The following is a 23,417-nucleotide window of genomic DNA, read 5'->3' as shown; positions in this document are numbered from 1 at the left end:
TACCCACTCCGCGATCAGCGAACCGTGGCCGCCTCCAGGCGCACCCGCGGGTACCGCGCGGCATGGTCGGTGAGGAAAGCGGCGACGGTGTCCAGGGTCAGCGGCGCCGGCATCGGATGCCGTTCCGGGATCTCCCGCAGCGCCCGGCCGAAGTGCCACGGCGTCATCGGGTCGCTCGGGTAGCGGTGCGGCGACACACCGGCGAACGCGCCGTGCAGCCGGGCCCGGCACAGCACCTCGCACCACCGCTCGGCGGTGACCGCGCCGGGGCCGGGCACGCCGTGGCTGAACGCGGCGAGCAGCAGGTGGTCCCACGGCCCGGTGGCGTCCAGATAGCGGTCGAGCCCGGCCAGCGACTCCGGGACCGGCCCGAGCGTCCAGTACGGCGCGCTGCCGGTACGCAGCGTCCACCACGGGTCCAGCAGCGTGAACGAGTCCACGATCAGCCGGTTCGCCGGGAGCCCGCGCCGACGGTGCCACCAGCGGTACAGGTCGGCGACCGGGGCGCTGAGGTCCTCCGGGCCGTCGAAGTCGAGCCGCCGCACCCGGAACCCGTGCCGGTCGGCGAACCGCCGTACGTCCTCCTCCAGCTCCGCCTCGAAACCCCACTCGCCCTCCGGCGCGTCGTCCGCCCCGCGAGGCCACGGATCGGCCGGTTGCGGGCGCCCGGGCGCGCCGAGCTGGTACCGGTGCCGGTCACCGAGGGTGCGGACCGGCCAGCGCTGCCCACACTCGGCGAGCACGATGGTGCCGCCGGGCGGGAGACGGTCGATGAGCAGGCGCCGGTAGCCGGCGCCCAGACGGGTGCGCCGGATGCGGAAGCACGATGTCCCCCGCCCCGGGTCGGGCCCCTGCAGCAGGACCAGGTCCGGGTGGCGGTCCAGCAGGTCGCGGGCGGCGCGGTCGACGGCGTGCGGGCCGTCCGGCGGGCCGTCGCGGTGCCGTACCGGCAGCGCCACGGTCTGCGGCAGCCACGGCACGCCCAGGGCGGCACACAGGTGGACGAGCGCGCCGGACGCGGAGCCGATCACCACGGCCGGATGCCGGCGGCGCGGATAGGCCGCGGCGATCCGGGTGTAGAGCGCCTCCACGTCCAGGGTCGCCATCCGCTCCGGCGGACCGCCCCCGGCGCCGCTCAGCACGCCGCAGGCCGCCTGCCGCAGCGGTTGGGGCAGCCGGGCGGCCGCGGCGGCCAGCGCGTGCCGGGCGGCCCGGCCGGGCGGGGGAGTGTCCCGCCCGTGCAGGAACCGCGCGAGCGCGACGGCCAGCGCCCAGGCGGAGTCGCCACCGGCGATCTCGCGGGGCAGCTTCATCGGACCTCGCCTCCGGCGCGGCGCACCGCGGCCGCGCCGTGTGCGACGGCGTGCGCGTGGAAACCGGTTCCCGTGGGCATACTGCGGAATAGCAGCCAGACAGGTGGCAAATCTTATGTTGGATTCGCCGGGACACAGGGCAAGAATGACCAAATGCCGGGGATAAGCAGCGCGGTCAGCCAGGTCGGCACCAGGACGCTGGTGCGGCTCAGCGGCGACCTGTCCGCGGCGACCGTCGGTGAGGTGCGCGCCGCCCTGCTCACCTGCCTGGTCGAACGCCCGGACGCGGTGATCGCCGAGCTGACCGGCCTGCAGGTGCGCGAGCCACCGGCGCTGGGCGTCTTCAGCGCCGTGGCTCGCCAGGCCGCCGTCTGGCCGGGCACCCCGCTGCTGCTGAGCACGTCCTGCGACCAGGTGGCCGAGTGGTTCGCCTCGGGCCGCTACGGGCAGGTGCCGGTGCTGTCCAGCACGGCCGAGGCCCTGGCCGCCGAGCCCTGCGACCGGCGGCCGTCGATGGCGGACACCCTGCTGCCGGTCTCCGGAGCGGCCGCCTACGCCCGCCGCCTGGCCGGCGAGGCCTGCGCGCACTGGCGGCTGGGCGGCCTGACCGACCCGGCCCGGCTGATCACGGGCGAGCTGGTCACCAACGCCGCCGTGCACGCCGGGACCATGATCGACCTGCGGCTCTCGCTGGGCCGCCGGCACCTGATCATCGCGGTCCGCGACGGGTCGGGGACGCTGCCGCGTACCCGCACGGGGTTCCCCTTCGACCCGTCCGCTCTCTTCCCGGACCCGTCCGCCTGCGCCCTGGACCCGTCGGTCTTCTCCGTCGACCCGTCCGCGCCGCGCGGCCTGCTGCTGGTCGACCAGTTCTCCCGGCGCTGGGGCGCCGTCCCGATCGAGGGCGGCAAGGTGGTCTGGGCCGCCCTGACCCGGCCCGGCGGGCCGGCCTGAGACCGCTTCATCCCCGGTACGACCTCGTGGCCCCGCCCGCAGCCGCACGGCCGAGCCCCGTGCGGCCCCGGCACGACTCCCCGGCCGCTCCTGTCCCGGCCGGTCCCGCCCCGCCCCGACCAGTCTCGCTCCGGTAGTCCTGCCCCGGCCGGTTCCGCTCCGGCCGGTCGCGCCCCGGCTGGCCGCGGCCGTCGCGCGGGCCCGGATCCGGGACCGGAAATTCCCGCTCACCGGGCCGATAGCCCTGACGTCCGCCAGCCGGCCCGGGCATCCTGGACGGTAGGGGGTGGTTGTCATGACAACGCCATCCATACCCACCCCGCCGGTGTTCCCGGCGCGGACCCTGCGCCGCAGCCGTGCCGACCGGGTGATCGGCGGTGTGTGCGGCGGTCTCGGCCGTCACTTCGAGGTCGACCCGCTGCTGTTGCGGATCGTCGCGGCGGCCCTGGCCCTGGCCAGCGGAGTCGGCCTGCTGGCGTACGTGGTCGCCTGGGTCCTCATACCCGACGACATCGACGAGCCCGCGCGACCACGGCTGTCGCTCGGCCTGGTCTCGTGGTATCTCGCGCTGGCGCTGGTTGTGCTGGGCGGCGTGCTGCTGCTGCGCCTGGCGGTGCCGTGGCTGCCGGTGGGCCTGTTCTGGCCGATGCTCGTCGTGCTGGCCGGGATCCTGGTGCTGACCTCGATCTACGAGCGAAAGCCGTGACGGGCGGGGCGCGCCGGTTCCGGCGGAGCCCATGCCGGACATCACCGACGCGCACGGCCCGTTGCGCGGCACGCGTGTCGATCGATGCCGGGCCGGCATCCCGCCCGGCCGATCAGCGGGATCGCCTGGCCCGGCCCCGGACCGGGCTGCGCGGCCGGGGTCGTGCCCGCGTCGGACCTCGCGCCGCACCCGCACGGGGCGCGGCCGGCCGGCCTGCGGGCGGGGCCACGCGATCGTACCGGGAAGGGATCGGCCCTAACGGTGCGCCGCGGTGCGGCGGATCGTGGTCTGGAACAGGCTGAGCAAGCCGGTGGTGGCCAGCACGCCGTGCACCACGCCGCGGGCGTTGACCACCTGGTAGGAGCAGCCGTGCTGGAGCGTCGCGGCGCGGCCCTCCAGCAGCGCGCTGATCCCGGCGGCGGCCAGGAAGCGCACCTTCTCCAGGTCGATGACCAGGGCGGTCACGCCCGGCTGGGCGGCGGCGTTGGCGACGATCCCGGCGAGGGCGTCGCTGACCTCGTCGTCGATCTCGCCGCGCACGGCGAGGCGGATGACGCCCGCGCCCTCGGCGTGCTTGGTCACCGCGAACGAGCCCGTCATGTGTTTCCTCCCGAGAGAGGCGGCGCCTGAGTTTCCTCGCTGATGATGACCCGTGCGGGCCGATCGCGTGGACTTGTCACCCTAGCCGTGGTGAGGCCAATCCGCACGGGGTCGGCGTTTCGGCTGACCGTGGCAGGGAAATCGGGTCGGCATGCCGATCCTCAACCGCCTGGAAGAAGCTCGACAGCTGGACAAGGTCAGTGACCGGTTGCAGTCCGCGGTCACCACCACGGTCCGCCCGCAGCGGCTGCGCGACCTGCTGCACGGTACCTGGCTGGGGCACCCGCTGCACCCGGTGCTGGTGCAGATGCCGGTCGGCGCGTTCGTGTCCACCGCGATCCTGGACCTGCTGCCCGGTCGCCGCCGGGCCGCCACCACGCTGCTCTCGGTCGGCATCGCGTCCACGCTGCCGGCGGTGGCGGCCGGGTGGACCGACTGGTCGCAGCTGACCCGGGACCGGCGACGGGTCGGCCTGGTGCACGCCGGCGCGAACGTGGTGGCGCTCGGCCTCTACACCGCGTCGCTGGTGGCCCGGCTGCGGGGCCGCTCGGCGCGCGGCAAGGCGCTCGGCTACGCCGGTCTGAGCGTGGCCGGGATGGGCGCCTACCTGGGCGGGCATCTCGCGTACGCGCAGGGCGCCGCGACCAACCACGCCGCCTCGGCCGTCGACCGCCTGCCGGAGCAGTGGACCGAGGTCTGCTCGCTGGCGTCGGTGCCGGAGGGCCGCACCGTGGTCCGGCTGGCCGGGGACGTGCCGGTGCTGCTCTACCGGATCGCCGACCGGGTGTCCGCGCTGGTGGAACGGTGCGCGCACGAGACCGGTCCGCTGGGCGAGGGCGAGGTCACCGGCGAGGGCTGGGACGCCTGCGTGGTGTGCCCCTGGCACGGCAGCACGTTCCGGCTTAGCGACGGGGCCGTGGTGCACGGCCCGGCCGCCAACAACCAGCCGGTCATCCCGGTCCGGGTCCGCGACGGCCGGATCGAGCTGCGCCGGCCCTGATCAACCGTCCCCCGATCGGAGGTTCACCATGCCCGCACGTGACGACATGCCGTCCACGTTGAAGCGGTCGCCGAAGAAGGCGCAGGACACGTTCGTCAAGACGCACGACTCCGCGGTGGCCGAGTACGGTGAGGGCGAGCGGGCGCACCGCACCGCTTTCGCCGCGGTCAAGCACTCGTTCGAGAAGGTCGGCGACCACTGGGAGCCGAAGGCCAAGCGCGGCCCGAGCGACGCCAAGGCGGCCGGTGGCCGGGACACCGCGGCCCGGACCGCCGGCGGTGTGGACGCCAACGCCAGCAAGCAGCACCTGATGGACGTGGCCAAGCGCCTGGAGATCAGCGGGCGCTCCCGGATGACCAAGAGTGAGCTGGTCGACGCGATCCAGAAGGCCAACGCCCGGAGCACCCGCCGGGCCCGCGGCTGAACCCGGCCACGACGCGGGCGCGGCGACGATGCTGCCGCGCCCGCGTCGCCGTCACTCACGTGCTCGCGGCACCGTCATCGCCGGGAGCCGGGAGCCGGGGGCCGGGGGCCGGGGGCCGGGAGCCGAGGGCTCAGGGCCGGGGGTCGAGGCGACGTCCCGATCCCGGTCAGCGCGCGCCCTGCACCCTGCCCTGCTCGCCCGCGCCGACCTGGCCGGAGATCCAGGACCGGGCTGCCGCGGCGCCGGCCGAGCCGGGCACCCCGGCCGCCAGCAGCACGGAGAGCGGCCGCCGCAGGACCGCGGCGGTCGCGTGACCGGGTTCGTGGCGCGCAGGGTCAGCGCGGTGGTGCGGTCGCCGGGACGCGACTCGGGCAGCACGAACCGGCCGTACCCGGCGTTGGCGAACGACAGCGCGGCCGCGGCGAGGAACGGCAGGCGTACGTCCACCGCGCCGAGCAGGACGGACCAGAACGCCGCGGCGGAGGTGTCCGTGGTGGCCGCGCCAGCAGGCCCGGCGTGATCGGCACGATCAGGCCGAGCCCGAGCATGTCCGGCAAAGGCGGTGACGAGCAGGAAGGAGAGGGCGGGCGCCCGGCGCATGGCGGCTGCCGGGGTCCAGAGGGCAGGGCCCCTCCCGACCGCACGGACCGCCGTGCGGTACGGAGGATCAGAGTATCGGCGCCGTCAACCGATTTTCCCGGCGGCGAACCGGCGCACCCCTGGTGCCCGGGCCGGGCTCGTCGGCGCGGTGTCGCCGCGGGCTCAGACCAGGCCGGCGTCGTGGGCGAGCAGCGCGATCTGGGTACGGTTGTCGAGGTCCAGTTTGGTGAGGATGTGCGACACGTGCGTCTTCACGGTGGCCAGGGTCATGTCCAGGGTCGCGGCGATGTCGGTGTTGGCGCGGCCCTGGCCGATCGCGGCCACCACGTCCTGCTCGCGCGGGCTCAGCGTCGCCAGCCTGGCGCGGGCCCGGGCGTACGCGCCGGCCTGCGCCGCGACCCGGTCCATCAGCCGGCGGGTGATCCGCGGCGACAGGATCGGCTCACCGGCGGCGACCTGGCGGACCGCCTCGGCGATCCGGGCCGGTGGAGTGTCCTTGAGCAGGAAGCCGCTGGCCCCGGCGCGTAGCGCGTGCAGGATGTTCTCGTCGGTGTCGAACGTGGTCAGCACGATGATCTCGGGCGGGCGTGGCCGGGCCCGCAGGCGCCGGGTCGCGGTGATCCCGTCGACGCGCGGCATGCGCAGGTCCATCAGTACGACGTCGGGGGCGTGCGCGTCGACCGCGGCCGGCGCGTCGGCGCCGTCGGCGGCCTCACCCACCACGGCGATGCCCGGGGCGCCGTCGAGCATCATGGTCAGCCCGGCGCGTACCAGCGCGTCGTCGTCGACCACGAGCACGCGCACCGGCGGGTTCATGCCGGCCATGGTATCGACGCGCGTAACCGGAACTCGCCGCCGGCCGACTCGTGGTCGAGCCGCCCGCCGGCCAGGCGCACCCGTTCGGTGAGCCCGACCAGTCCGGCCCCGCCGGACCAGGCGGGCGGCGTGGCGCCGGGCGGGGCGAGCCGGTTGCGTACGCAGATCTCCAGCCCGGCGCCGGGACCACCGCGCACCTCGACGTGCACCGGCCGCCCGGTCGCGTGTTTGCGGGCGTTGGTCAGGCCCTCCTGGATGACCCGGTACGCGGTGCGGGCCACCGCCGGCGGCGCCTCGCCGGGCCGGTCCACCGTCTCGCGCAGCAGCACCTCGACGCCGGCCCCGCGGGACTCCTCGACCAGGCGCGGGACGTCGGTGAGCACCGGCTGCGGGCGGACCGTCTCGTCGTCCGGCGGCCCGTCGTCGCGCAGCAGCGAGATGACCTCGCGCAGCTCCTCCAGCGCCTGGTGCACGCCGTCGCGGACCACGCCGGCGGCCCGCGACATCTGCTCCGGCGAGGAGTCCGGGCGGTACTCCATCGCGCCGGCGAACGTCGCCAGCAGCGACAGCCGGTGCGCGAGCACGTCGTGCATCTCGTGAGCGATCTTGCGGCGTTCCAGCATCCGGGCCTCGGCGACCCGCCGGCCCTGCTCCGCCTCGGCGCGGCGGGCCCGCTCGCGCAGCGAGTGGATCAGCGCCTGCCGGGCCTGCGCCCACGCGCCCCAGCCGAGCAGCGCGCCGTACCCGACGGTGATCAGGACCAGCCACCACCCGTACGACATGCCGCCGTTGGAGCGCCAGGCGCCCTGGACCGCGTGCGCCCCGATCCCGCCGGCGGTCACCGCGATCGCGAGCGGGAAGCGGCGGCGCCGCGCCACCTGCAGCGCACCGGTCGTGGCGGCCGGGGTGGCCGCCGGGGACACCGCGGCCAGCGCGGACAGCACCGCCGTGGTGGCGCCCGGCCGCCACAGCAGCAGCGGCGTGAGCAGCCAGCTCAGGAGCCCGGCGACGACGTCCAGGGCGAGCGGCGGCCCGGGCGGGCGGCCGCTCCACCAGCCCAGCACGGTGGCCGCGATCAGCGGCCCGCAGATGCCCAGCATCGCCGCGACCGCGCCGGCGCCGGGACCGTGGCCGCCGGCCCGCCGGGTGAGGAGGCTCGTCATCGGGCGAGGCTAACCGGCGGGTCACCGGCGGCGACACCATCGAAAGTGGTAGGCCGCCGGTGCGGAAGTGAGCGGGCGCGCGGCCGGCGGTCCGATGTGGCGTACCGGTCCGGGCCGGGACGCTCGTCGGCATGACGAACGACAAGCACCTCGCCGAGCCCACCAGCACCCACCCCACCATCCGGCGGCGCGCCGGCCGCGCGCTCACCGTCGCCGCCGCAGCGGCCGGCGCCCTGCTGATCTGGGCGGTCAACGGCCCGCTGGCCGGCGCCGACCCGACCGTCCGCCGCGGCGGCGGCGTCGAGCAGATCGGTCCGGCCGCGGTCGTGCCGGCCGCGCTGGCCGCGGGGCTGGTCGCCTGGGGCCTGCTCGCCCTGCTGGAGCGGCACACCCGGCGGCCCGCCCGGACGTTCCGGATGATCGGCCTGCTCGTGCTGCTGCTCTCCCTGGCCGGTCCGCTGGGCAGCGGCGTCGACGCCGGCAGCAGGCTGGCGCTGGTCGGTATGCACCTGACCGTCGGCGCGGCGCTGCTCATCGGACTGCCCCGCGGGTGCCCCCGGCGCTAGGCCGCGTTTCGTAAAGGTCATCAGAGCCATTGGTTGATGACGGCGATGGTGACGGTGGCTTCGAAGCGGACGGCAAGCTTGTCGTACCGGGTGGCCATCGCCCGGTTCTGTTTGAGCTGGTTGATGCCGCATTCCACGGCGTGACGCTGCCGGTACACGACCGGGTCGAACGCCGGAGGACGCCCGCCCTTGGAGCCTTTGGCCTTGCGGTAGGCGTCCTGGTCGGCCTTGCTCGGGATGCACACCCTGATCCTGCGGCGGCGGGCGTACCCGCGATTGCCCCGGCTGGTGTACGCCTTGTCCGCCAGGACCAGATCCGGCCGGGTACGGGGCCGGCCACCACCGACCCGATAGACCTTGATGCGTTCCAGGACCTTGATGAACTGCGGGCTGTCACCCCGCTGACCAGCGGTGATCACCGTCGACAGCGTCTTACGACCCTGCTCACAGGCCAGATGGGTCTTGGTGGTGAACCCGCCCCGGGACCTGCCCAGAGCATGATCGCCGGGTTCGGCGAACACCCCACCCGGCGGTTCCTTCTGCAGGTCACCATCACGACGGGCACCCGCGGCATGCTGATGGGCACGGCTGATCGTGGAATCGACGCTCACCGCCCACTCGATGTCACCGGCGGCGTCGGCCCGGGTCTGGAGCCGGGCCAGGATCTTCGCCCACGTCCCGTCGCGCTGCCAGCGCCGGAACCAGCGATACAACGTCTGCCAGGGTGCGTACACCTCGGGCACGTCCCGCCACGGTGTTCCCGCCCGGACCCGCCACCGGATCCCATCGATGATCTGCCGTTTCGTCCATCGCGGCGGACGGCCTCGCCGTGGCTCCGCAGGCAGCGCAGGTTCCAGCACCGCCCACTGAACGTCGGTGAGATCGTGTCGCCTCGCTGCCGCTACCCTGGGCACGAGGTCTCCGGTGGTTCAGGTTTGCTTGGTCGCTAACCCGTTTACCGGAGACCTCACTTCGTATCGACAACCGCCACGCCGGGACACGTCACACCTCGCCCGCACTTACGAAACGCGGCCTAGCCCTCGCCGCCCCCGGATCATCCATCCGGCCCCGCGCGGGGACCGCGCCGGCCCATCCGGCCCCGCGCGGGGACCGCGCCGGCCCATCCGGCCCCGCGCGGGGACCGCGCCGGCCCATCCGGCCCCGCGCGGGGACCGCGCCGGCCCATCCGGCCCCGCGCCGGGACCGCGCCGGCCCATCCGGCCCCGCGCGGGGACCGCGCCGGCCCATCCGGTCCCGCGCCGGGACCGCGCGACGTGCCGGTCCCGGGCGCCGCCGGGCCCGCCGCGGATCTCCGGGCCGAAGTGGTCCCTCGTGCGGGTGACGCGCCTGCCCGGCGTCGGTTGTCGGACGGCGATGGCGCGACGTCCGCCGCGCTGGTGCCGGACCTGGCGCCGAGTCGTGCGCGCTGCATCTGCACGTGCATGCACAAGTGCATAGGCACTTGCCCACTGTGGTCGCCGCATGGACGATACGCCTCGTGCGAAACCGAGAAGGTCAACGCCGAAGCGGACCCGACGTCCCCGTCCCGCCGCCGGCCGGCGCCCGTGACCACAGAGCTGCCCTCGTGCTCACGGTCGCCGTCCTGCTGATGGGCTTCTCCCTGGCGGCCGCCGTGTTCGGCCAACCCCACCTCGCGACGATCGCCGGCACGGCCTGCGTCGCCCTGTCCAGCAGGCTGGCGCATCGCCTCCTGCCCGGCCGCTCGGCCCGGCGCTGAGGCGGACCCACCGATGATCTTCGCCGTCGACACACCCGTCGCCCACCAGCAGGACCCCCGCAAACACGTCACCGGAGAGTGTGAAGTGCCATCCACCGAGGCTCAGGCGTCAGAAGGCCGGGGGCGCCCGAGCACGGCGCTCGCGATGCTCGGCCGCCAGCTGCGCATCCTTCGGGAAGAATGCGGCATCAGCCGGGAGGACGCCGCCAAGCATCTCCGGTGTCACCCGGCCAAGGTGTCCCGGCTGGAGCTGGGACAGGTCCCGTTCAAGGACGCCGATCTCGACACCCTTCTGACGTACTACCGCATGCACGACGCCCGTGAGCGTGCGGCGCTGCTGAGCCTGAACGCCCGGCTCAACGAGAAGCCGTGGTGGGCGCCCTACAGCAATTCCCTCGCCGAGTGGTACCGCTCCTATCTGCTGCTGGAGTCGGTCGCCCAGTACATCTACACCTATGAGAACCGGTTCATCCCGGGACTGCTGCAGACCCGCGAGTACGCCGAGGCCACCATCCGTGATCGCTACACCGACGAGGAGGACATCCAGCGGCGCGTGGACGTGCGGATGCGACGGCAGGCCAGCATCCTGCGGCGGCGCGCCTCGCAGATCTGGGCGATCATCGACAACGCGGCGCTGGAGGACGGTCTCGACGATCCGGCCGTCATGCGCCGGCAGCTCGACTTCCTGATCAGAGCCACCGATCTGCCGCACGTCAGGATCCAGATCGTCAAGCGTGGCGCCTGCGCCGCCCGGAGCAACTCCTTCTCCATCCTGCGCCTGCGCAGCGCGCGCCTGTCCGAGGTGGTCTACCTGGAGCAGCTCGACGACGCCCTGTTCATCGAGGACGTCGCCAAGTCGGAGCCGTACCGGATCGCCTGGAGCGAGATCGGGATCGTGGCCTGCAAGCCGGAGGACACCCGGCGCATCCTGGAGCAGACCCTGCGCCGCTGCGGGTGATCCGCCGCCGCGCCGGGCCGGGACCTCAACCGTCCGGCGCGGGGCAGGCCGGCGGGGCGGAGCCGGCCGACGGCAGGTACGTCCCGCGTTCGGCCGGGGTGAGATCGCGGCCGAGATTGCGGCAGATCAGGTCGATCGCCGCGGTCAGCGTCAAGCCGACGTTCGCCCAGACCCGTACGGTGCCGTCCCAGCTCGCGCTGGCCAGGTGATGCCCGTCCGGGCTGTAGGTCACCTCGGCGACCGCGTCGGTGTGGCCGGTCAGCGTGCGGTACGCGCCGGTCTCGAGGTCCCAGACCCGTACCGTCTTGTCCCGGCCGGCGGTGGCCAGGTGCCGCCGGTCCGGGCTGTACGCCACCGTGAACACCTCGGCGGTGTGGCCGGTCAGGGTGCGGGTCGTGCCGGTGTCGAGGTCCCAGAGCCGTACCGTCTTGTCGCGGCCGGCGCTGGCCAGCTGGTGGCCGTCCGGACGGTACGTCACCGCGGACACCCCGTCGGTGTGGCCGGTCAGGGTGCGGGTCGTGCCGGTGTCGAGGTCCCAGAGCCGTACCGTCCTGTCGCGGCCGCCGCTGGCCAGCTGGTGGCCGTCCGGGCGGTAGGCCGCCGCGGAGGCCCGGTCGGTGTGGCCGGTGAGGGCGCGTGAGGTGCCGGTGTCCAGATCCCAGAGCCGTACGGTCCGGTCGCGCCCGGCGGTGGCCACCTGCCGCCCGTCCGGGCTGTACACCACCGTGTAAGCCGCGCCGGTGTGCCCGGTCAGGGTGCGGGTCGCGCCGGTGTCGAGGTCCCAGACCCGCACCGTGCCGTCGCGGCCGGTACTGGCCAGTTGGTGCCCGTCCGGGCGGTACGCCACCGCGAACACCGCGTCGGTGTGGCCGGTCAGCGTGCGCGACGTGCCGGTGTCGAGGTCCCAGGCCCGCACGGTCCGGTCGCGGCCGGCGCTGGCCAGGTGCCGTCCGTCCGCGCTGTACGCCACCGCGGAGGCCGCGTCGGTGTGCCCGGACAGGGTGCGTGACTGCGTGGTGTCGAGGTCCCAGAGCCGTACCGTCTCGTCGCCGCCGGCGCTGGCGACCTGGCGCCCGTCCGGGCTGTAGGCCACCGTGAAGACCCAGTTGGTGTGGCCGGTCAGTGCGCGCGACGTGCCCGCGTCGACGTTCCAGGCCCGCACGGTCCGGTCGCGGCCGGCGCTGGCCAGGTGCCGGCCGTCCGGGCTGTAGGCGACGGTGAGGATGGCGTCGGTGTGTCCGGTCAGGGTGCGCGGCTTGCCGGTGCCGAGGTCCCAGAGTCGTACGGTCCTGTCGTGGCCGGCGGTGGCCAGGTGCCGTCCGTCCGGGTGGTAGGCCACCGCGGAGACGGCGCCGGTGTGCCCGGTCAGGGTGCGCGGCTTGCCGGTGCCCAGGTCCCAGAGTCGTACGGTCCTGTCGTGGCCGGCGGTGGCCAGGTGCCGCCCGTCCGGGCTGTAGGCCACCGCGGAGACCCCGTCGGTGTGCCCGGTCAGGGTGCGCGACGTGCCGGTGCCCAGGTCCCATAGCCGTACCGTCTTGTCCCGGCCGGCGCTGGCGACCTGCCGCCCGTCCGGGTGGTAGGCCACCGCGGAGACCTCGCCGGTGTGGCCGGTGAGGGCGCGTGACGCGCCGGTGTCCAGCTCCCAGATCCGCACGCTCCGGTCGCGGCCGGCGCTGGCCAGCTGCCGTCCGTCCGGGCGGTAGCTGACCGCGGACACCGCGTCGCTGTGGCCGCTCAGCGTGCGTGACCCGCCGGTGTCCAGGTCCCAGACCCGTACGGTCCGGTCGTGGCCGGCGGTGGCCAGGTGCCGTCTGTCCGGGCTGTAGGTCACCTCGGACACCGTGTCGGTGTGGCCGGTCAGCGCCCGGACGACGGGCTGCGAGACCGCGCTGTAGAGACTGGCGACGGCTTCCTCGGTGGGGCTGATCCGGTAGGCCTGCACGGCGAGCAGATCGGCCAGCTCCGAGTTGGTGGGCAGCAGGACCGCCGACTGCGCGGCCAGCTGCCGGGACAGGGCCACCTGTTGGGCGGCCACCGCGGTACGCCGCTGCCATGTCGCGACACCGGCGGCCATCAGGGCGATGGCGAGCAACCCGGCCAGGACGGCGTTCAACCGGCGCGCCCGGCGGATCCGGGCCTGCTGGTGGCGCCGGCTGGTCTGCAGGAACGCGGCGATGTCGTGGGGCAGCGGCCGGTGGGCCGACCAGCTGACGCCTTCGGCCAGGTCGCTGCCGTGCAGCAGGTCGTCGGGGTCGTGGTGGTCGCTCCAGCGCACGTGCCGCTCCTCGGCCCGGCGCAGCCAGTCCTGGAAGCGCTGGTCCTGGGCGACCCAGTGCCGCAGGGTCGTCCAGTCGCGGATCACGGCGTCGTGCACCAGCTCGGCCACCGGCACGACCCCGTCGACGCCGGGCTGCTGGTCGGGTTGCGCGGCGCCGACGATGCGGGTGGTGACGATCCGCTGGCCGGTCAGCACGGCGAGCACCTCGTCGACCATCTCGGGGGCGGATTCCCCGCCGCCCGCGCCGATCGGCCGGGCCAGCTCGCGCAGCGCCGCGAGCGGGGCCTGCTGCCGCATGGCGGGGATGTGGTGCGTCTCGTCGGCGGGACGGACCAGCGCGATCAGGATCTGCTGGGCGACCGAGCGCTGCACGGCCGGCAGCTGCGCGACGGCGGCGCCGCACCAGGTGGCCACGGCTCCGGTGAGGCCGCCGAGGCGCTGATAGGCCTCGTGCGTCAGGGTGCTGCCCTGCCGGCGTTGCCACAGCTGCTGCAGTGCCAGTTCGAGCAGCGGCAGCACGGTGACCGGGGCGTGCAGGGCGGGCGCGGCGTCCGGGTTCGCGGCCAGCACGTCCGAGACGATCCGTTCCGGCAGGCCGTCCTGGTACGCCAGACCGACCGCCTGCGCCGGTTTGGTGATGATGTCCTGCAGGTCGTGCGCGCTCAGCAGCGCCGGCACGTTGATCAGCCCGGCAGTCAGCCGGTCCAGCAGCGCCGGGGCCTGCGAGGCCAGCCGGGGGTAGAAGTCGTCCCGTACCACCAGCACCACGCTCAGCCCCGGCGTGCCGATCGCCGCGGTGAGCTGCTCGATGCCCTGGCGCTGGGCATCGTCGCGGCGGCCGGCATGGTGGCCGTCCCAGTCGGTCTCCGCGGCGGATCGAGGCGGCGTCAGCAGCTCCTCGAACTGGTCGATGATCAACAGCAGTCGTGCCGTGTCCGGCTGGTCGGCCAGCCGGCTCGCGACCGCCGCGGCGATCGGCTCGTCGCGCACCTCGGGCAGCCCGGCGCGGGCCATCTCGCCCAGCAGGTCCTTGCCCGGCCGGGCCACCACGATCAGCCAGCGATCGCTGCCGGGCAGCCGCCCCGCGCCCAGTGCGGGCACCACACCGGCCTGGATCAGTGACGACTTGCCGGCTCCGGACGGGCCCAGCAGCAGTACGCCCTGCTGATGCCCGGCCAGCGCCGCCAGCACGTGCTGCACGGCGGCCGTCCGCCCGTGGAACCACTCGGCGTGCTCGGCGCAGAACACCTCCAGCCCTCGGTACGGGCAGACGTCCGCCTTCACCGACCGGCGTCGCCCGGCACGCTGGGCGGTCAGGTCGCGGGTCATCTCCGCGTGCCAGGCGCGCCACGGCCGCAGGTCCACCTCCGCGCGCGTGCCGGTGTGCAGCGCGCACGCTCGTACGAACGCCTCCACGAACTCCCAGGACACCGCGGACCGTCCGGTCAGCTTGTCCTGGATGGTGGTGCGGGTGTACGGCATGGCCACCTTGGCGGTGAGTCTTTCCAGGTCGCGCACCGACGGGCCACCCGAGTCCGCCTGCAGCCGGCGCAGCCGCGACGCGAACGCGGACACCGGATCCGGGCTGCCCCGGTCCTCGGCGGGATGGTCGGCGTCCATCACCCGGCGCTCCACGTCCCGGCGGCGCCGTCCGGCGGCACCGCCCGGCTGTCCGGCGTTCGTCCGGGAACATCGCCGGACGGCGCCTCGGACAGGTGCCATGGGACCTGCCAACCCTCATCGAACGTGGAGGTAACCATGTGCCGCTCGACATCGGGCATCCCGACCACCCGGGCGATGCCGCCACCCACCGGCACGGGCCCGCAACCGGCCCGGCCGGCCGGGGACACCGAACAGACTCCGCAAGCCGTCACCGAGCGCCCCATTCTCCCCGCCGGCACCTGCTCCGTCCCGGTCACCGCGACGGTCAGCAGCGGGTTCCCGCAAGGTGCCGGTCCCGCGCGAGGGGCGGCTCCGCCCGTGTCACACCGGGCAACACGCGCCGGCCGCCCACGTCGAACCCTGCTCACGGCAGCCCGTTCGGAGGCGCTGTTCGCCAGCGATCTGTCGGCCGCCGAGCACCACAGCCGCGCACAGATAGACGCGGCCATCCGGCACGCTGTCCGCGCGTACGGCGGCACCCGCGGCTGCGCCGGAGAAGTCGCCCAGGCCTACGGCGATCATCCGGAAACCGCCGTCCAGCGGATGTGCTGGGCCTGCGCCGTGGTCGAACAAACCTATCAAAAGCACATGATATCGCTCGGTGCTGGCTGCCGTAGCGGATCCACCCGGCCGGATCCACCACCGGACGGCGCCGAGGCCATCACCCACCCGCGGAGCACCTCATGCCGCGGCTGACCACCGCCGATCACACCCCGGTGCCGTCCGGCCCCCCGGTCCGGTCCGGCCAGCACCGCTGGGACCTGCTCGCGCCGCACCACGGCAGGCTGGTCCGCATCGCTCGCCGGCGGTTGCCGAACCCGCACGACGCCGAGGACTGCGCCCAGGAGGCACTGATCCGGGCCGCCTGCGCCACCACCCTGCCCACGGAGCACGTCGGACGGATCCTCACCACGATCGTGATCCGGCTCTGCATCGACCACTGCCGGGCCCGGACCACCGGTGACCGGGTTCTTGCCCGGATCGGCGCCGCCGAGCAGCACCTCCCGTCGTTCGAGGAGGCCGTGTGCGACCGGGCCGAGGCGGTGTGGATCCGCGAGCGCCTCGACGGCCTGCTCACCGGCCGCCAGCTGGCCGTGCTCCAGGCCCGGGCCGACGGCCTCAGCACCCGGCAGGCCGCCGGTCGGCTCAACATCACGCACAAGTCCGCGGAGGCCGCTCTCACCGCGGCCCGGGCCCGGGTACGCAGGCTGGTCAGCGCGGCGGCAGAAAACCTCTAGGCCCGGGCCCGCGTTCCCCGTTACCCGGATAGAAACGCCACCCGGCATCTGACCTCTCGCCGATCGCCGACCATCGGTCCCGTCCCGGACCCGACCACGGAGGACCACCTTGCCCATCGACCTGTTCACCCAGCTGCCGCCGGCCGACGAAACCATCGATGACGTGTTCGACCTGGACGTCGAGGTAACCGTCGAGACCACCACGTCGGCCATCTACCACAGCGGCTTGATCTGCACTCCCACATGCATCAGCCCGAACGGCGGCTCATTCTGCAGCTTCTGCTGCTGACCGCCTGGTGCCGAGGGCCCGGGCCGGTCACGGCCGGCGGCCCCCGGCACCACCTCGTCCCTGTTCGACCTCACCGGGGGAGTGAGCGTTGTCCACCCGAGCACTGCGTGCATGGAATCACTTTCTGGTACGGGCGCCGCTGGCCGCGACGTCCGCCGCGAGCCGCCTTACGCCCGACACCGACCCGGCCGACGGGCGCCCCGCGTACCTGGCCGTGCTGCGGGCCGCGAACCGTGACGCCCGGCTGGTCGAGGCGCTGACCCTGGCGACTCCCACACTGACCGCGGTCCTGGACCGGGTCGCCGCCGGGCACGGCGACGCATTCAAGCTCACCCAGCTGCGCCGCGCGGCCCTGGCGGTGCTGCGCTACGACATCCGGATGCGGACCCGGCCCACCCCGTTCGGGCTGTTCGCCGGTGTCACGACCGGGCGTTTCGACACCACGGCGACAGCCGAGTGGCGGGGCGGGCACCGCACCCGCACGCACGCCGACATGGGCTGGCTGCTGACACTCGTCCGGCGCCTCGAGACCGACCCCGTGGTGCTGCCGGGTCTGCCGGTGCAGGCCCACCAGGCCCTGATCCGCCGCGGCGACCGGCTCGTCCTGAACATCCCGTCGACGCCCGACATGCTGGCCGGGCAGCCCGGCCGCGCCTGCGTCTCGATCCGCAACTCGGCGATCGTCGACGCCGCCGTGCGCGGCGCCCGCCGGCTCATCCCGTTCGCCGAGCTCTCCACCGCCCTGGGCGCGCAGTTCCCGGCCGCTCCCGCCGAGCGCATCCACGCGCTGCTCATGTCACTGGTCGAGCAGGAGGTGCTGATGACCGGGCTGCGCCCGCCGCTGGACGGCGGGGACCCCCTGGACCACGTCATCGCGGTGCTGCAGCGGGCCGCCCCGGCCGCTGCCGCCCAGCTGCGTGCTTTCGACCGGCGCCGCCGCGCCTACGACACGATTCCCGTCGGCGCCGGCCGGGACGCGCTCAAGGAGCTGCTCGGCACCGCCGGGCGCCTGCAGGGGCACACCCACCCGCTGCACATCGACCTGGCCGTCGACGCGGACATCCGCCTGCCCGAGGCGGTGCGCGCCGAGGTGGAATCCGCCGCCGACCTGCTGTGGCGCATGTCCACGCCGCGGCTCGGGATGCGCGCGCTGCGGGCGTACCACGCGCGTTTCCTGGAGCGGTACGGCGCCGACCGGGTGGTGCCGCTGCTGGAGCTGCTGGACGAGAACCGGTCGCTGGGCGCCCCGGCGGGATACCAGTGGCCGGTCAGCGAGGCCCCGGCGGATCCGCCGGACGACCCGGCCCCGGTCACCCGCAGCCGGCGCATCGCCGCGCTGGCCGCCGAGGCGATCCGGCAGCGCCGCCGCGAGATCGTGCTCGACCGGGACAGCATCGGCGACCTGCTGTACGACCGGGCCGACACGGACGACGTGCCCAGCTCCTGCGAACTGTACGTGCACGTGGTGGCCGCCTCGCAGGACGCGCTGGCCGGTGCGGACTTCCGCGTCGTACTGTCGCCCAACCCCGGCTCGCACCACGCCGGGGCCACCATGGGCCGGTTCGCGGACCTGCTTCCGGACGGTCCGCAGCTGTTCGCCGAACAGCGGCGACGGCCGCAGCACGTCGCCGGTGCGATCACCGCCGACCTGGCGTTCACCGCCCGGTCGAGCCGCGCGGCGAACCTGGCACACACCGCGGCGCGCACCGGCCGGCGGATCAGTGTCGGGCTCCCCGACGCGCCCGGGGTGCAGGAGATCGCGCTCGACGAGATCGGCATCGCCGCGAACCTGGAGCGCCTGTGCGCGATCCACCTGCCGACCGGCCGGGAGATCAGCGCGCAGTCACCGAACATGATCAGCCCGGCGACGCAGGCGCCCAACCCCGCCCGGCTGCTCCACGAGATCGGCCTGGAGGGGCAGCGGCTGTGGGAGCCGTGGAACTGGGGCCCGATGGCCGACGCGCCGTACCTGCCCCGGATCCGTTACGGGCGTACGGTGCTCGCTGCCGCCACCTGGCGCGTCGACGCGCTGCGCGGCGCGGCCGGCGACCCGGCCCGCTGGGTCGCGGCCGTCGAGGACTGGCGCGGCGCCTGGGACGTGCCCCGACGCATCCTGGTGGTCACCGCCGACCACCGGCTCGTGCTCGACCTGGCCGATGCCTGGCACGTCGAACTGCTGCGCGACGAGGTCCGCAGGGACGCCGGCGTGGTGGTCCAGGAGATCGCCGGGGAGTACGAGGGCTGGCTCGACGAGGGCATCAGCGGGCACACCGTCGAGATCGTCGTGCCGCTGTCACGCCGCCGCACCCGGCCGTCCCGCTCCGGCCACGTGGCCCGCCTCGACCCGGGCCGCACCCCCGCGCCGGCCACCGGTGAGTGGCTCTACTTCCAGGTGTACGGGTCCCGCCGTACCCAGGACGACCTGGTACGCGAGCAGTTGCCGGCGCTGGTGCAGGCCGCCGCCGAGCACGGCGCGGACCGGTGGTTCTTTCTCCGCTACACCGACAGCCAGGGCCATCACCTGCGGATCCGGCTGCACGGCATGCCCTCACCGCGGTGGGCGCAGGCCGGCGCCGCCGTCGGGGACCTGCTGACGCGGTGGCAGCGCGCCGGGATCGCCGGCGGGCACCGCCTGGACCAGTACGACCCGGAACTGGAACGCTACGGCGGCGCGCCGGCCCGGGACGCCGCCGAGCTGGTCTTCCAGCACGACAGCACCGCGGCGATCGACCTGATGCGGCTGGCCAGGGACCCGCGGTGCCCGTACACCCTGGACGAGCTGGCGGTGTTCTCCACCGCCGCGCTGGCGCAGGCGTTCGGCCTGCCGTCACCCGGCGAGCACCGGCTGCCCGAGCAGTACGCCGACGACGCGGCCGCCGTGTGGCTGTCGGCCACCGGGTCCCGGCGCGAGCTGCCCGGGTCCTTCCGGGAACGGGCCGCCTGGTGGCGTCAGCGGGTCGACCCGGCGACGCGATTCGCCGCGCTGACCGGTGAGCCGGCCGGGCGCCTCGTCCGGCAGGCGCTGCACCAGCGTGACGAGGCGGTCCGGGCCTTCGCGCAGCGGCTGCACGCCACCGCGGCGCGCACCCCGCAGGCCCGCGTCGTCGGCAGCCTGCTGCACATGACCTGCAACCGGCTGCTCGGCGGCAACGCGGCACGCGAGCGGGAGATCCTCGGCATCGCCCGAGGAGCCGTCCAGGACAACCACGCCCGTAGGAGGCACACCCGATGACCGTGACCGACCTTCGCGACGAGCCGCCGGTGGCCGTGCTGGCGAAGGCCCGTGAGGCAGTGACACTGGTGGCCACCCGGCTGGCCGACCCGGACACCGTGGCCCGGATCGCCGGCGACGACGGCAACCGCGAACCGATCGTCAACGCCGCGCCGTGGGAGCCGCTGACGCTGTCCACCGGCCTGCCCGGGATCGTCCTGTTCTACGCCGAACTGGCCCGCACCGACGCGCGCTGGCTGTCCGTGGCACACCGGCACATGCGGCGGGCGGCGCGGCTGATGGCGTCGTCACCGTCCCGGGGCCTGCACGCCGGGCCCGCCTCGCTGCTGACCGCCGCACAGAGCTGCGCCGCCGCCACCGGCGAGGGCCGGTACGCGAGGCTGCGCCGTGACCTGGCCGGGTGGCTGGCCACCGACCAGCAGCGCCGCCTCGACGACTTCGCGGCCCGCAGCGCGCCGGGAGTGCCGTGGGCCGCCTACGACGTGATCAACGGGATGTCCGGCACCGGCCGCCTGCTGCTGGACGTGGTGGACGACCCGGCTGAGGACTCCGCCGCGGCGCGGCAGGCCCTGGACCGTACGCTGCGCCACCTGGTCCGGCTCAGCGAGCCGATCACGGTCGACGGCACCGGCGTACCCGGCTGGTGGGTCCCCGCCGGCCTGCAACCGATCGAGCAGGACCGGCAGACCTATCCGCGCGGCGACTTCAACCTGGGGCTGGCGCACGGCGCCGCCGGGCCGCTGGCACTGCTGTCGCTCGCCGCCCGCCGCGGCCACGAGGTCCCCGGGCAGCACGCGGCCGTCGCCCGCATCGCCGACTGGCTCACCGGCTGGGCGCGGTCCGACGAGTGCGGCGCCTACTGGCCCTGCCGGGTCTCCTGGGACGAGCAGGTCGCGCCCGACCGTCCCGGCACGGCGTTCACCCGGACCGCCTGGTGCTACGGCGCCCCCGGCGTCGCCAGCGCGCTGTACCTGGCCGGCGCCGTCCACGCCGTCGACGCCTGGCGGCAGGCCGCCGTCGGCGCGCTGCGCGCGGCGCTGACCCGGCCCGAGCGGCGGTGGCACCTCGACGGTCCTACGGTGTGTCATGGCCTGGCCGGCTTCGTGCAGGTCCTGTGGCGTGTCGGCACGGCCTCGGGCGACCGGCACCTCATCGCCGGCGCCGCCCGCGTCGCCCGCCGGATGCTGGACTTCCTGGACCCGCGAGCGCCCTTCGGCTTCGCGCACCTGGTGCCCGACTCGCCACGCGGCTGGCAGGACGCCACCGGCCACCGAGCGCTGAACGTGGCCGGCATCCTTGAGGGCGCCGCCGGGGTGGCCTGCACCCTGCTGCCGTTCCTGGGCGACGCGCCGGGCACCGACCGGGCCTGGGACCGATGCCTGGCGCTGAGCTGATGGGCGCCGCCACGCTGCCGCAGCGGCTGCTCATCGGGGTCAGCGGATCGGTGGCCGCGCTGAACCTGCCGGCCTACCTGCACGCCCTGCGCGTCGCCGGGGTCCAGCGGCTGGTCGCGGTGCTGACCCACACCGCGGAGAGGTTCACGCCCCCGGCCACCCTGGAACTGATCTGTGACGCGGTCTGCACCGAGTCCGACCACGGCCGCGGGCACGTCGCCCTGGGCCGGTGGGCCGAACAGGTCGTGGTGCTGCCCGCCACCGCCCACCTGCTGGGCTGCCTGGCCCACGGGCTGGGCCCGAACCTGCTGGCCACCACCCTGCTGGCCACCGACGCCCCGATCACCCTGGTGCCGGCGATGAACGAGGTGATGTGGCGGCGCCCGGCGGTACGCCGCAACGTCGACACGCTGCGCGGCGACGGCCACCGGGTCATCGAGCCCCTGCCCGGCGCGACGTACGAGGTGGCGAGCCGCTCCATCGTGCCCGGGCTGACCATCCCGCCTCCGGAATCGCTGGTCCAGCTGCTAACGGGGGTGCACGCGTGACGACCGCCGCCTTCGACATCGACACCCTGCGCGTCACCTACGGCGAGGTGGTGGCCCTCGACGACATCAGCCTGCGCTCGGCGCCCGGGCGCATCACCGCGCTGCTCGGGCCGAACGGGGCCGGCAAGTCCAGCCTGCTGCAGGCACTGTCCACGGCGCTGGTCCCGGCCGCCGGCACCATCCGGATCTTCGGTCACGACACGCGACGGCAACCGGCCCTCGCCCGGCGCCGGCTCGGCCTGGTCTTCCAGGAACGCACCCTGGACGAGGACCTGAGCGTGTGGCAGAACCTGTGGTTCCACGCCCGGCTGTTCGGCCTGCCCCGGCACGACGCCCGGCAGGCCGTCAACCGGCTGCTGGCGCAGTTCGAGCTCACGCACCGCGCCGGCGACGCGGTCAGCGCCCTCTCCGGCGGGTTGTCCCGCCGGGTGGAGATCATCCGGGCCATGGTGCACCGGCCCGGCCTGCTGATCCTGGACGAGCCGACAACCGCGCTCGACCCGCAGGCGCGGCGTCGGGTCTGGGACGACCTGCGGCGGCTGCGTACCGAGGCGGGCACCGCCATCCTGTACTCGACGCACCACCTCGACGAGGCCGAGTACGCCGACGACGTGGTGATCGTCGACGGCGGCACGGTGGTCCGGCGCGGCTCGCCGGATCAGCTGAAGGCCGGGCTCGCCTCGTCCCGGGTGCTGCTGTCCACCGCGGACGACGCGCTGGCGCTGACCAGCCTGGCCGCCGCCGGTTTCGATGCCGGGCCGCACTCCGCCGGGATCGCGGTGCACTGCGCGGAGCCGGAGCGCCGGATCGCCGAGGTGATCGCCGCGCTCACCGTCCCGGTGCGGTCGGTGTCGGTGCGGCGTCCCTCGTTGGACGACGTGTTCCTCGCGCTGGGCGCCGCGGGCGCGGAAGTACGACGATGACGGCCAGGACGGCAGCGGCCGTACCCGCCGGCGAGACCGTGCCGGCCGGCAGCGCCCGAGCGACCCGGATCATCGCCCAGCGCGACCTGTGCCGGCAGGTCCGCCACCCGGGAGCGCTGGCCGCCCAGGCCGTACAGATGCTGTTCTTCGTCCTGGTCTACGCGGTCGGCTTCGACGGCATGATCGCGCCGGTCGACGGGGTCGCGTTCAGCGCCTACGTCTACCCCGGGATCATCGCCGTGCAGGTGGTGACCGCCGGGATCGGCTCCGGGCTCACCTACGCCTGGGACCGCGACCACGGGGTGCTGCGGGAGATGCTGGTCGCGCCCGTACCCCGGATCTGCCTGCCCCTGGGCAAGGTCGCCGCCACGGTGACGCTGGTGGCCACGCAGACCGCGGCGATGCTGGCCGTCGCGCCGCTGCTCGGCCTGCGCCTGAGCGCGGCGTCGTTCGCCGCGGGGGTCGGCGGGTACGCGGCGGCCGCCGCGGTGTTCAGTGTGATCGGCCTGCTGCTGGCCACGCTCATCGCCTCGGCGCGGACCCTGCAGGCCACGGTCCAGGTGGGTATGTACCCCCTGCTGTTCCTGTCCGGCTCGGTGTTCGACCCCGAGCAGGCGCCCTCCTGGCTGGCGGTCGCGGTGGCGATCAACCCCATGACGTACGCCGTGGACCTGGCCCGTCACGCGCTGCTGGCCACGCCGTCCGGGCATCCGGTGTGGGTGGACGTTCTCGTCCTGGGCGGGCTGCTGGCGGGCGCCGGCGCCGCCCTGCGCGCCCGGGTCGGGAGCTGACGGCCTGCCGCGACGCACCGGTCCGGAGCGAGCCGGTCGTGCGGCAGGGTGAGGCGGCCGGTGCCGACCGGGTCGACGCCGCCCCGGATGGCCTTCTCCCGGTCGCCCTCGCCGGCCACGTACGCGTTGCATGTGATCTCGACGAACAGGTGGATCGGCTGGGGGTGGCCGGCGTAGACCTGGCCGCGGTGGGGCGGGCGGCCGTCCGGGCGCGATCGCGCAGG

Annotated in this window: 20 protein-coding genes; 14 read left to right on the top strand and 6 right to left on the bottom strand. The window is 74.7% G+C overall.

Going from position 1 to position 23,417, the window contains the following annotated elements; translation table 11 throughout:
- Nucleotides 1-14: 14 nt before the first annotated feature.
- The gene (locus ACTEI_RS18555; protein WP_122978809.1) at nt 15-1,313 is read right to left on the bottom strand and encodes a hypothetical protein; all 1,299 of its coding nucleotides are present in this window, start codon (nt 1,311-1,313) and stop codon (nt 15-17) included.
- A 153-nt stretch (nt 1,314-1,466) separates the two neighbouring features.
- Between ACTEI_RS18555 and ACTEI_RS18550 the strand changes: the two genes are divergently transcribed.
- Both ACTEI_RS18550 and ACTEI_RS18545 read left to right on the top strand, forming a co-directional pair.
- Nucleotides 1,467-2,267, top strand: coding sequence for an ATP-binding protein (locus tag ACTEI_RS18550; RefSeq protein WP_122978808.1), 801 nt, complete (start codon nt 1,467-1,469; stop codon nt 2,265-2,267).
- A 295-nt stretch (nt 2,268-2,562) separates the two neighbouring features.
- Nucleotides 2,563-2,973: a PspC domain-containing protein gene (locus ACTEI_RS18545; RefSeq protein WP_122978807.1), complete on the top strand. Its 411-nt coding sequence runs from the start codon at nt 2,563-2,565 to the stop codon at nt 2,971-2,973.
- Between the two features lie 255 nt (nt 2,974-3,228).
- On the opposite strand, the gene ACTEI_RS18540 is transcribed toward ACTEI_RS18545, so the two are convergent.
- Nucleotides 3,229-3,573, bottom strand: a complete 345-nt coding sequence (locus tag ACTEI_RS18540) for an anti-sigma factor antagonist (protein WP_122978806.1) — start codon at nt 3,571-3,573, stop codon at nt 3,229-3,231.
- A 151-nt stretch (nt 3,574-3,724) separates the two neighbouring features.
- On the opposite strand from ACTEI_RS18540, the gene ACTEI_RS18535 reads away from it, so the two are divergent.
- Both ACTEI_RS18535 and ACTEI_RS18530 read left to right on the top strand, forming a co-directional pair.
- Nucleotides 3,725-4,573 (top strand): Rieske (2Fe-2S) protein, encoded by an 849-nt coding sequence (locus ACTEI_RS18535; protein ID WP_122978805.1) that lies wholly within the window; start codon nt 3,725-3,727, stop codon nt 4,571-4,573.
- Nucleotides 4,574-4,601: 28 nt separating this feature from the next.
- Complete coding sequence (locus ACTEI_RS18530; protein WP_122978804.1) at nt 4,602-4,997, top strand: ChaB family protein; 396 nt, start codon at nt 4,602-4,604, stop codon at nt 4,995-4,997.
- Nucleotides 4,998-5,759: 762 nt separating this feature from the next.
- Here ACTEI_RS18530 and ACTEI_RS18520 read toward each other — a convergent pair.
- Nucleotides 5,760-6,413 (bottom strand): response regulator, encoded by a 654-nt coding sequence (locus ACTEI_RS18520; protein WP_372443270.1) that lies wholly within the window; start codon nt 6,411-6,413, stop codon nt 5,760-5,762.
- The gene (locus ACTEI_RS39370; RefSeq protein ID WP_122978801.1) at nt 6,410-7,576 is read right to left on the bottom strand and encodes a sensor histidine kinase; all 1,167 of its coding nucleotides are present in this window, start codon (nt 7,574-7,576) and stop codon (nt 6,410-6,412) included. The genes ACTEI_RS18520 and ACTEI_RS39370 overlap by 4 nt, the downstream gene beginning before the upstream one ends.
- Before the next feature lie 131 nt (nt 7,577-7,707).
- On the opposite strand from ACTEI_RS39370, the gene ACTEI_RS18510 reads away from it, so the two are divergent.
- Nucleotides 7,708-8,142 (top strand): DUF6069 family protein, encoded by a 435-nt coding sequence (locus ACTEI_RS18510; protein ID WP_122978800.1) that lies wholly within the window; start codon nt 7,708-7,710, stop codon nt 8,140-8,142.
- Between the two features lie 20 nt (nt 8,143-8,162).
- On the opposite strand, the gene ACTEI_RS18505 is transcribed toward ACTEI_RS18510, so the two are convergent.
- On the bottom strand, nt 8,163-9,056 hold the full coding sequence (locus ACTEI_RS18505) for an IS5 family transposase (protein ID WP_122975831.1): 894 nt from the start codon (nt 9,054-9,056) through the stop codon (nt 8,163-8,165).
- 671 nt (nt 9,057-9,727) lie between these two features.
- Here ACTEI_RS18505 and ACTEI_RS37095 point away from each other — a divergent pair.
- Together ACTEI_RS37095 and ACTEI_RS18500 are read left to right on the top strand one after the other, a co-directional pair.
- Nucleotides 9,728-9,880 (top strand): hypothetical protein, encoded by a 153-nt coding sequence (locus ACTEI_RS37095; RefSeq protein WP_164466009.1) that lies wholly within the window; start codon nt 9,728-9,730, stop codon nt 9,878-9,880.
- A gap of 145 nt (nt 9,881-10,025) precedes the next feature.
- On the top strand, nt 10,026-10,838 hold the full coding sequence (locus tag ACTEI_RS18500; protein WP_164466008.1) for a helix-turn-helix domain-containing protein: 813 nt from the start codon (nt 10,026-10,028) through the stop codon (nt 10,836-10,838).
- Between the two features lie 25 nt (nt 10,839-10,863).
- Here ACTEI_RS18500 and ACTEI_RS18495 read toward each other — a convergent pair whose 3' ends face one another.
- The gene (locus ACTEI_RS18495) at nt 10,864-14,736 is read right to left on the bottom strand and encodes an nSTAND1 domain-containing NTPase (RefSeq protein ID WP_145831035.1); all 3,873 of its coding nucleotides are present in this window, start codon (nt 14,734-14,736) and stop codon (nt 10,864-10,866) included.
- Between the two features lie 725 nt (nt 14,737-15,461).
- On the opposite strand from ACTEI_RS18495, the gene ACTEI_RS18485 reads away from it, so the two are divergent.
- The 7 genes from ACTEI_RS18485 (at nt 15,462) to ACTEI_RS18455 (ending at nt 23,193) form a co-directional block, all read left to right on the top strand.
- A complete protein-coding gene (locus ACTEI_RS18485; protein ID WP_122978796.1) occupies nt 15,462-16,016 on the top strand; it encodes an RNA polymerase sigma factor in 555 nt (184 codons plus the stop codon).
- A gap of 109 nt (nt 16,017-16,125) precedes the next feature.
- Entirely contained in the window at nt 16,126-16,305 is a 180-nt protein-coding gene (locus ACTEI_RS18480) for a gallidermin/nisin family lantibiotic (RefSeq protein ID WP_122978795.1), read from the top strand.
- Between the two features lie 88 nt (nt 16,306-16,393).
- Nucleotides 16,394-19,537, top strand: coding sequence for a lantibiotic dehydratase (locus tag ACTEI_RS18475; RefSeq protein ID WP_122978794.1), 3,144 nt, complete (start codon nt 16,394-16,396; stop codon nt 19,535-19,537).
- Nucleotides 19,534-20,931, top strand: coding sequence for a lanthionine synthetase C family protein (locus ACTEI_RS18470; RefSeq protein ID WP_122978793.1), 1,398 nt, complete (start codon nt 19,534-19,536; stop codon nt 20,929-20,931). The genes ACTEI_RS18475 and ACTEI_RS18470 overlap by 4 nt, the downstream gene beginning before the upstream one ends.
- Nucleotides 20,913-21,479, top strand: coding sequence for a flavoprotein (locus ACTEI_RS18465; RefSeq protein ID WP_122978792.1), 567 nt, complete (start codon nt 20,913-20,915; stop codon nt 21,477-21,479). The genes ACTEI_RS18470 and ACTEI_RS18465 overlap by 19 nt, the downstream gene beginning before the upstream one ends.
- Nucleotides 21,476-22,402, top strand: coding sequence for an ABC transporter ATP-binding protein (locus ACTEI_RS18460; RefSeq protein ID WP_122978791.1), 927 nt, complete (start codon nt 21,476-21,478; stop codon nt 22,400-22,402). The genes ACTEI_RS18465 and ACTEI_RS18460 overlap by 4 nt, the downstream gene beginning before the upstream one ends.
- Nucleotides 22,399-23,193 (top strand): ABC transporter permease, encoded by a 795-nt coding sequence (locus ACTEI_RS18455; protein ID WP_122978790.1) that lies wholly within the window; start codon nt 22,399-22,401, stop codon nt 23,191-23,193. Before ACTEI_RS18460 ends, ACTEI_RS18455 begins: the two co-directional genes overlap by 4 nt.
- Nucleotides 23,194-23,417 lie beyond the last annotated feature (224 nt).

This window comes from Actinoplanes teichomyceticus ATCC 31121, from assembly GCF_003711105.1.
Taxonomy (GTDB): domain Bacteria; phylum Actinomycetota; class Actinomycetes; order Mycobacteriales; family Micromonosporaceae; genus Actinoplanes; species Actinoplanes teichomyceticus.
Note: the sequence above shows the minus strand (reverse complement) of the source record. Positions and strands in the feature narration are given on the sequence as shown.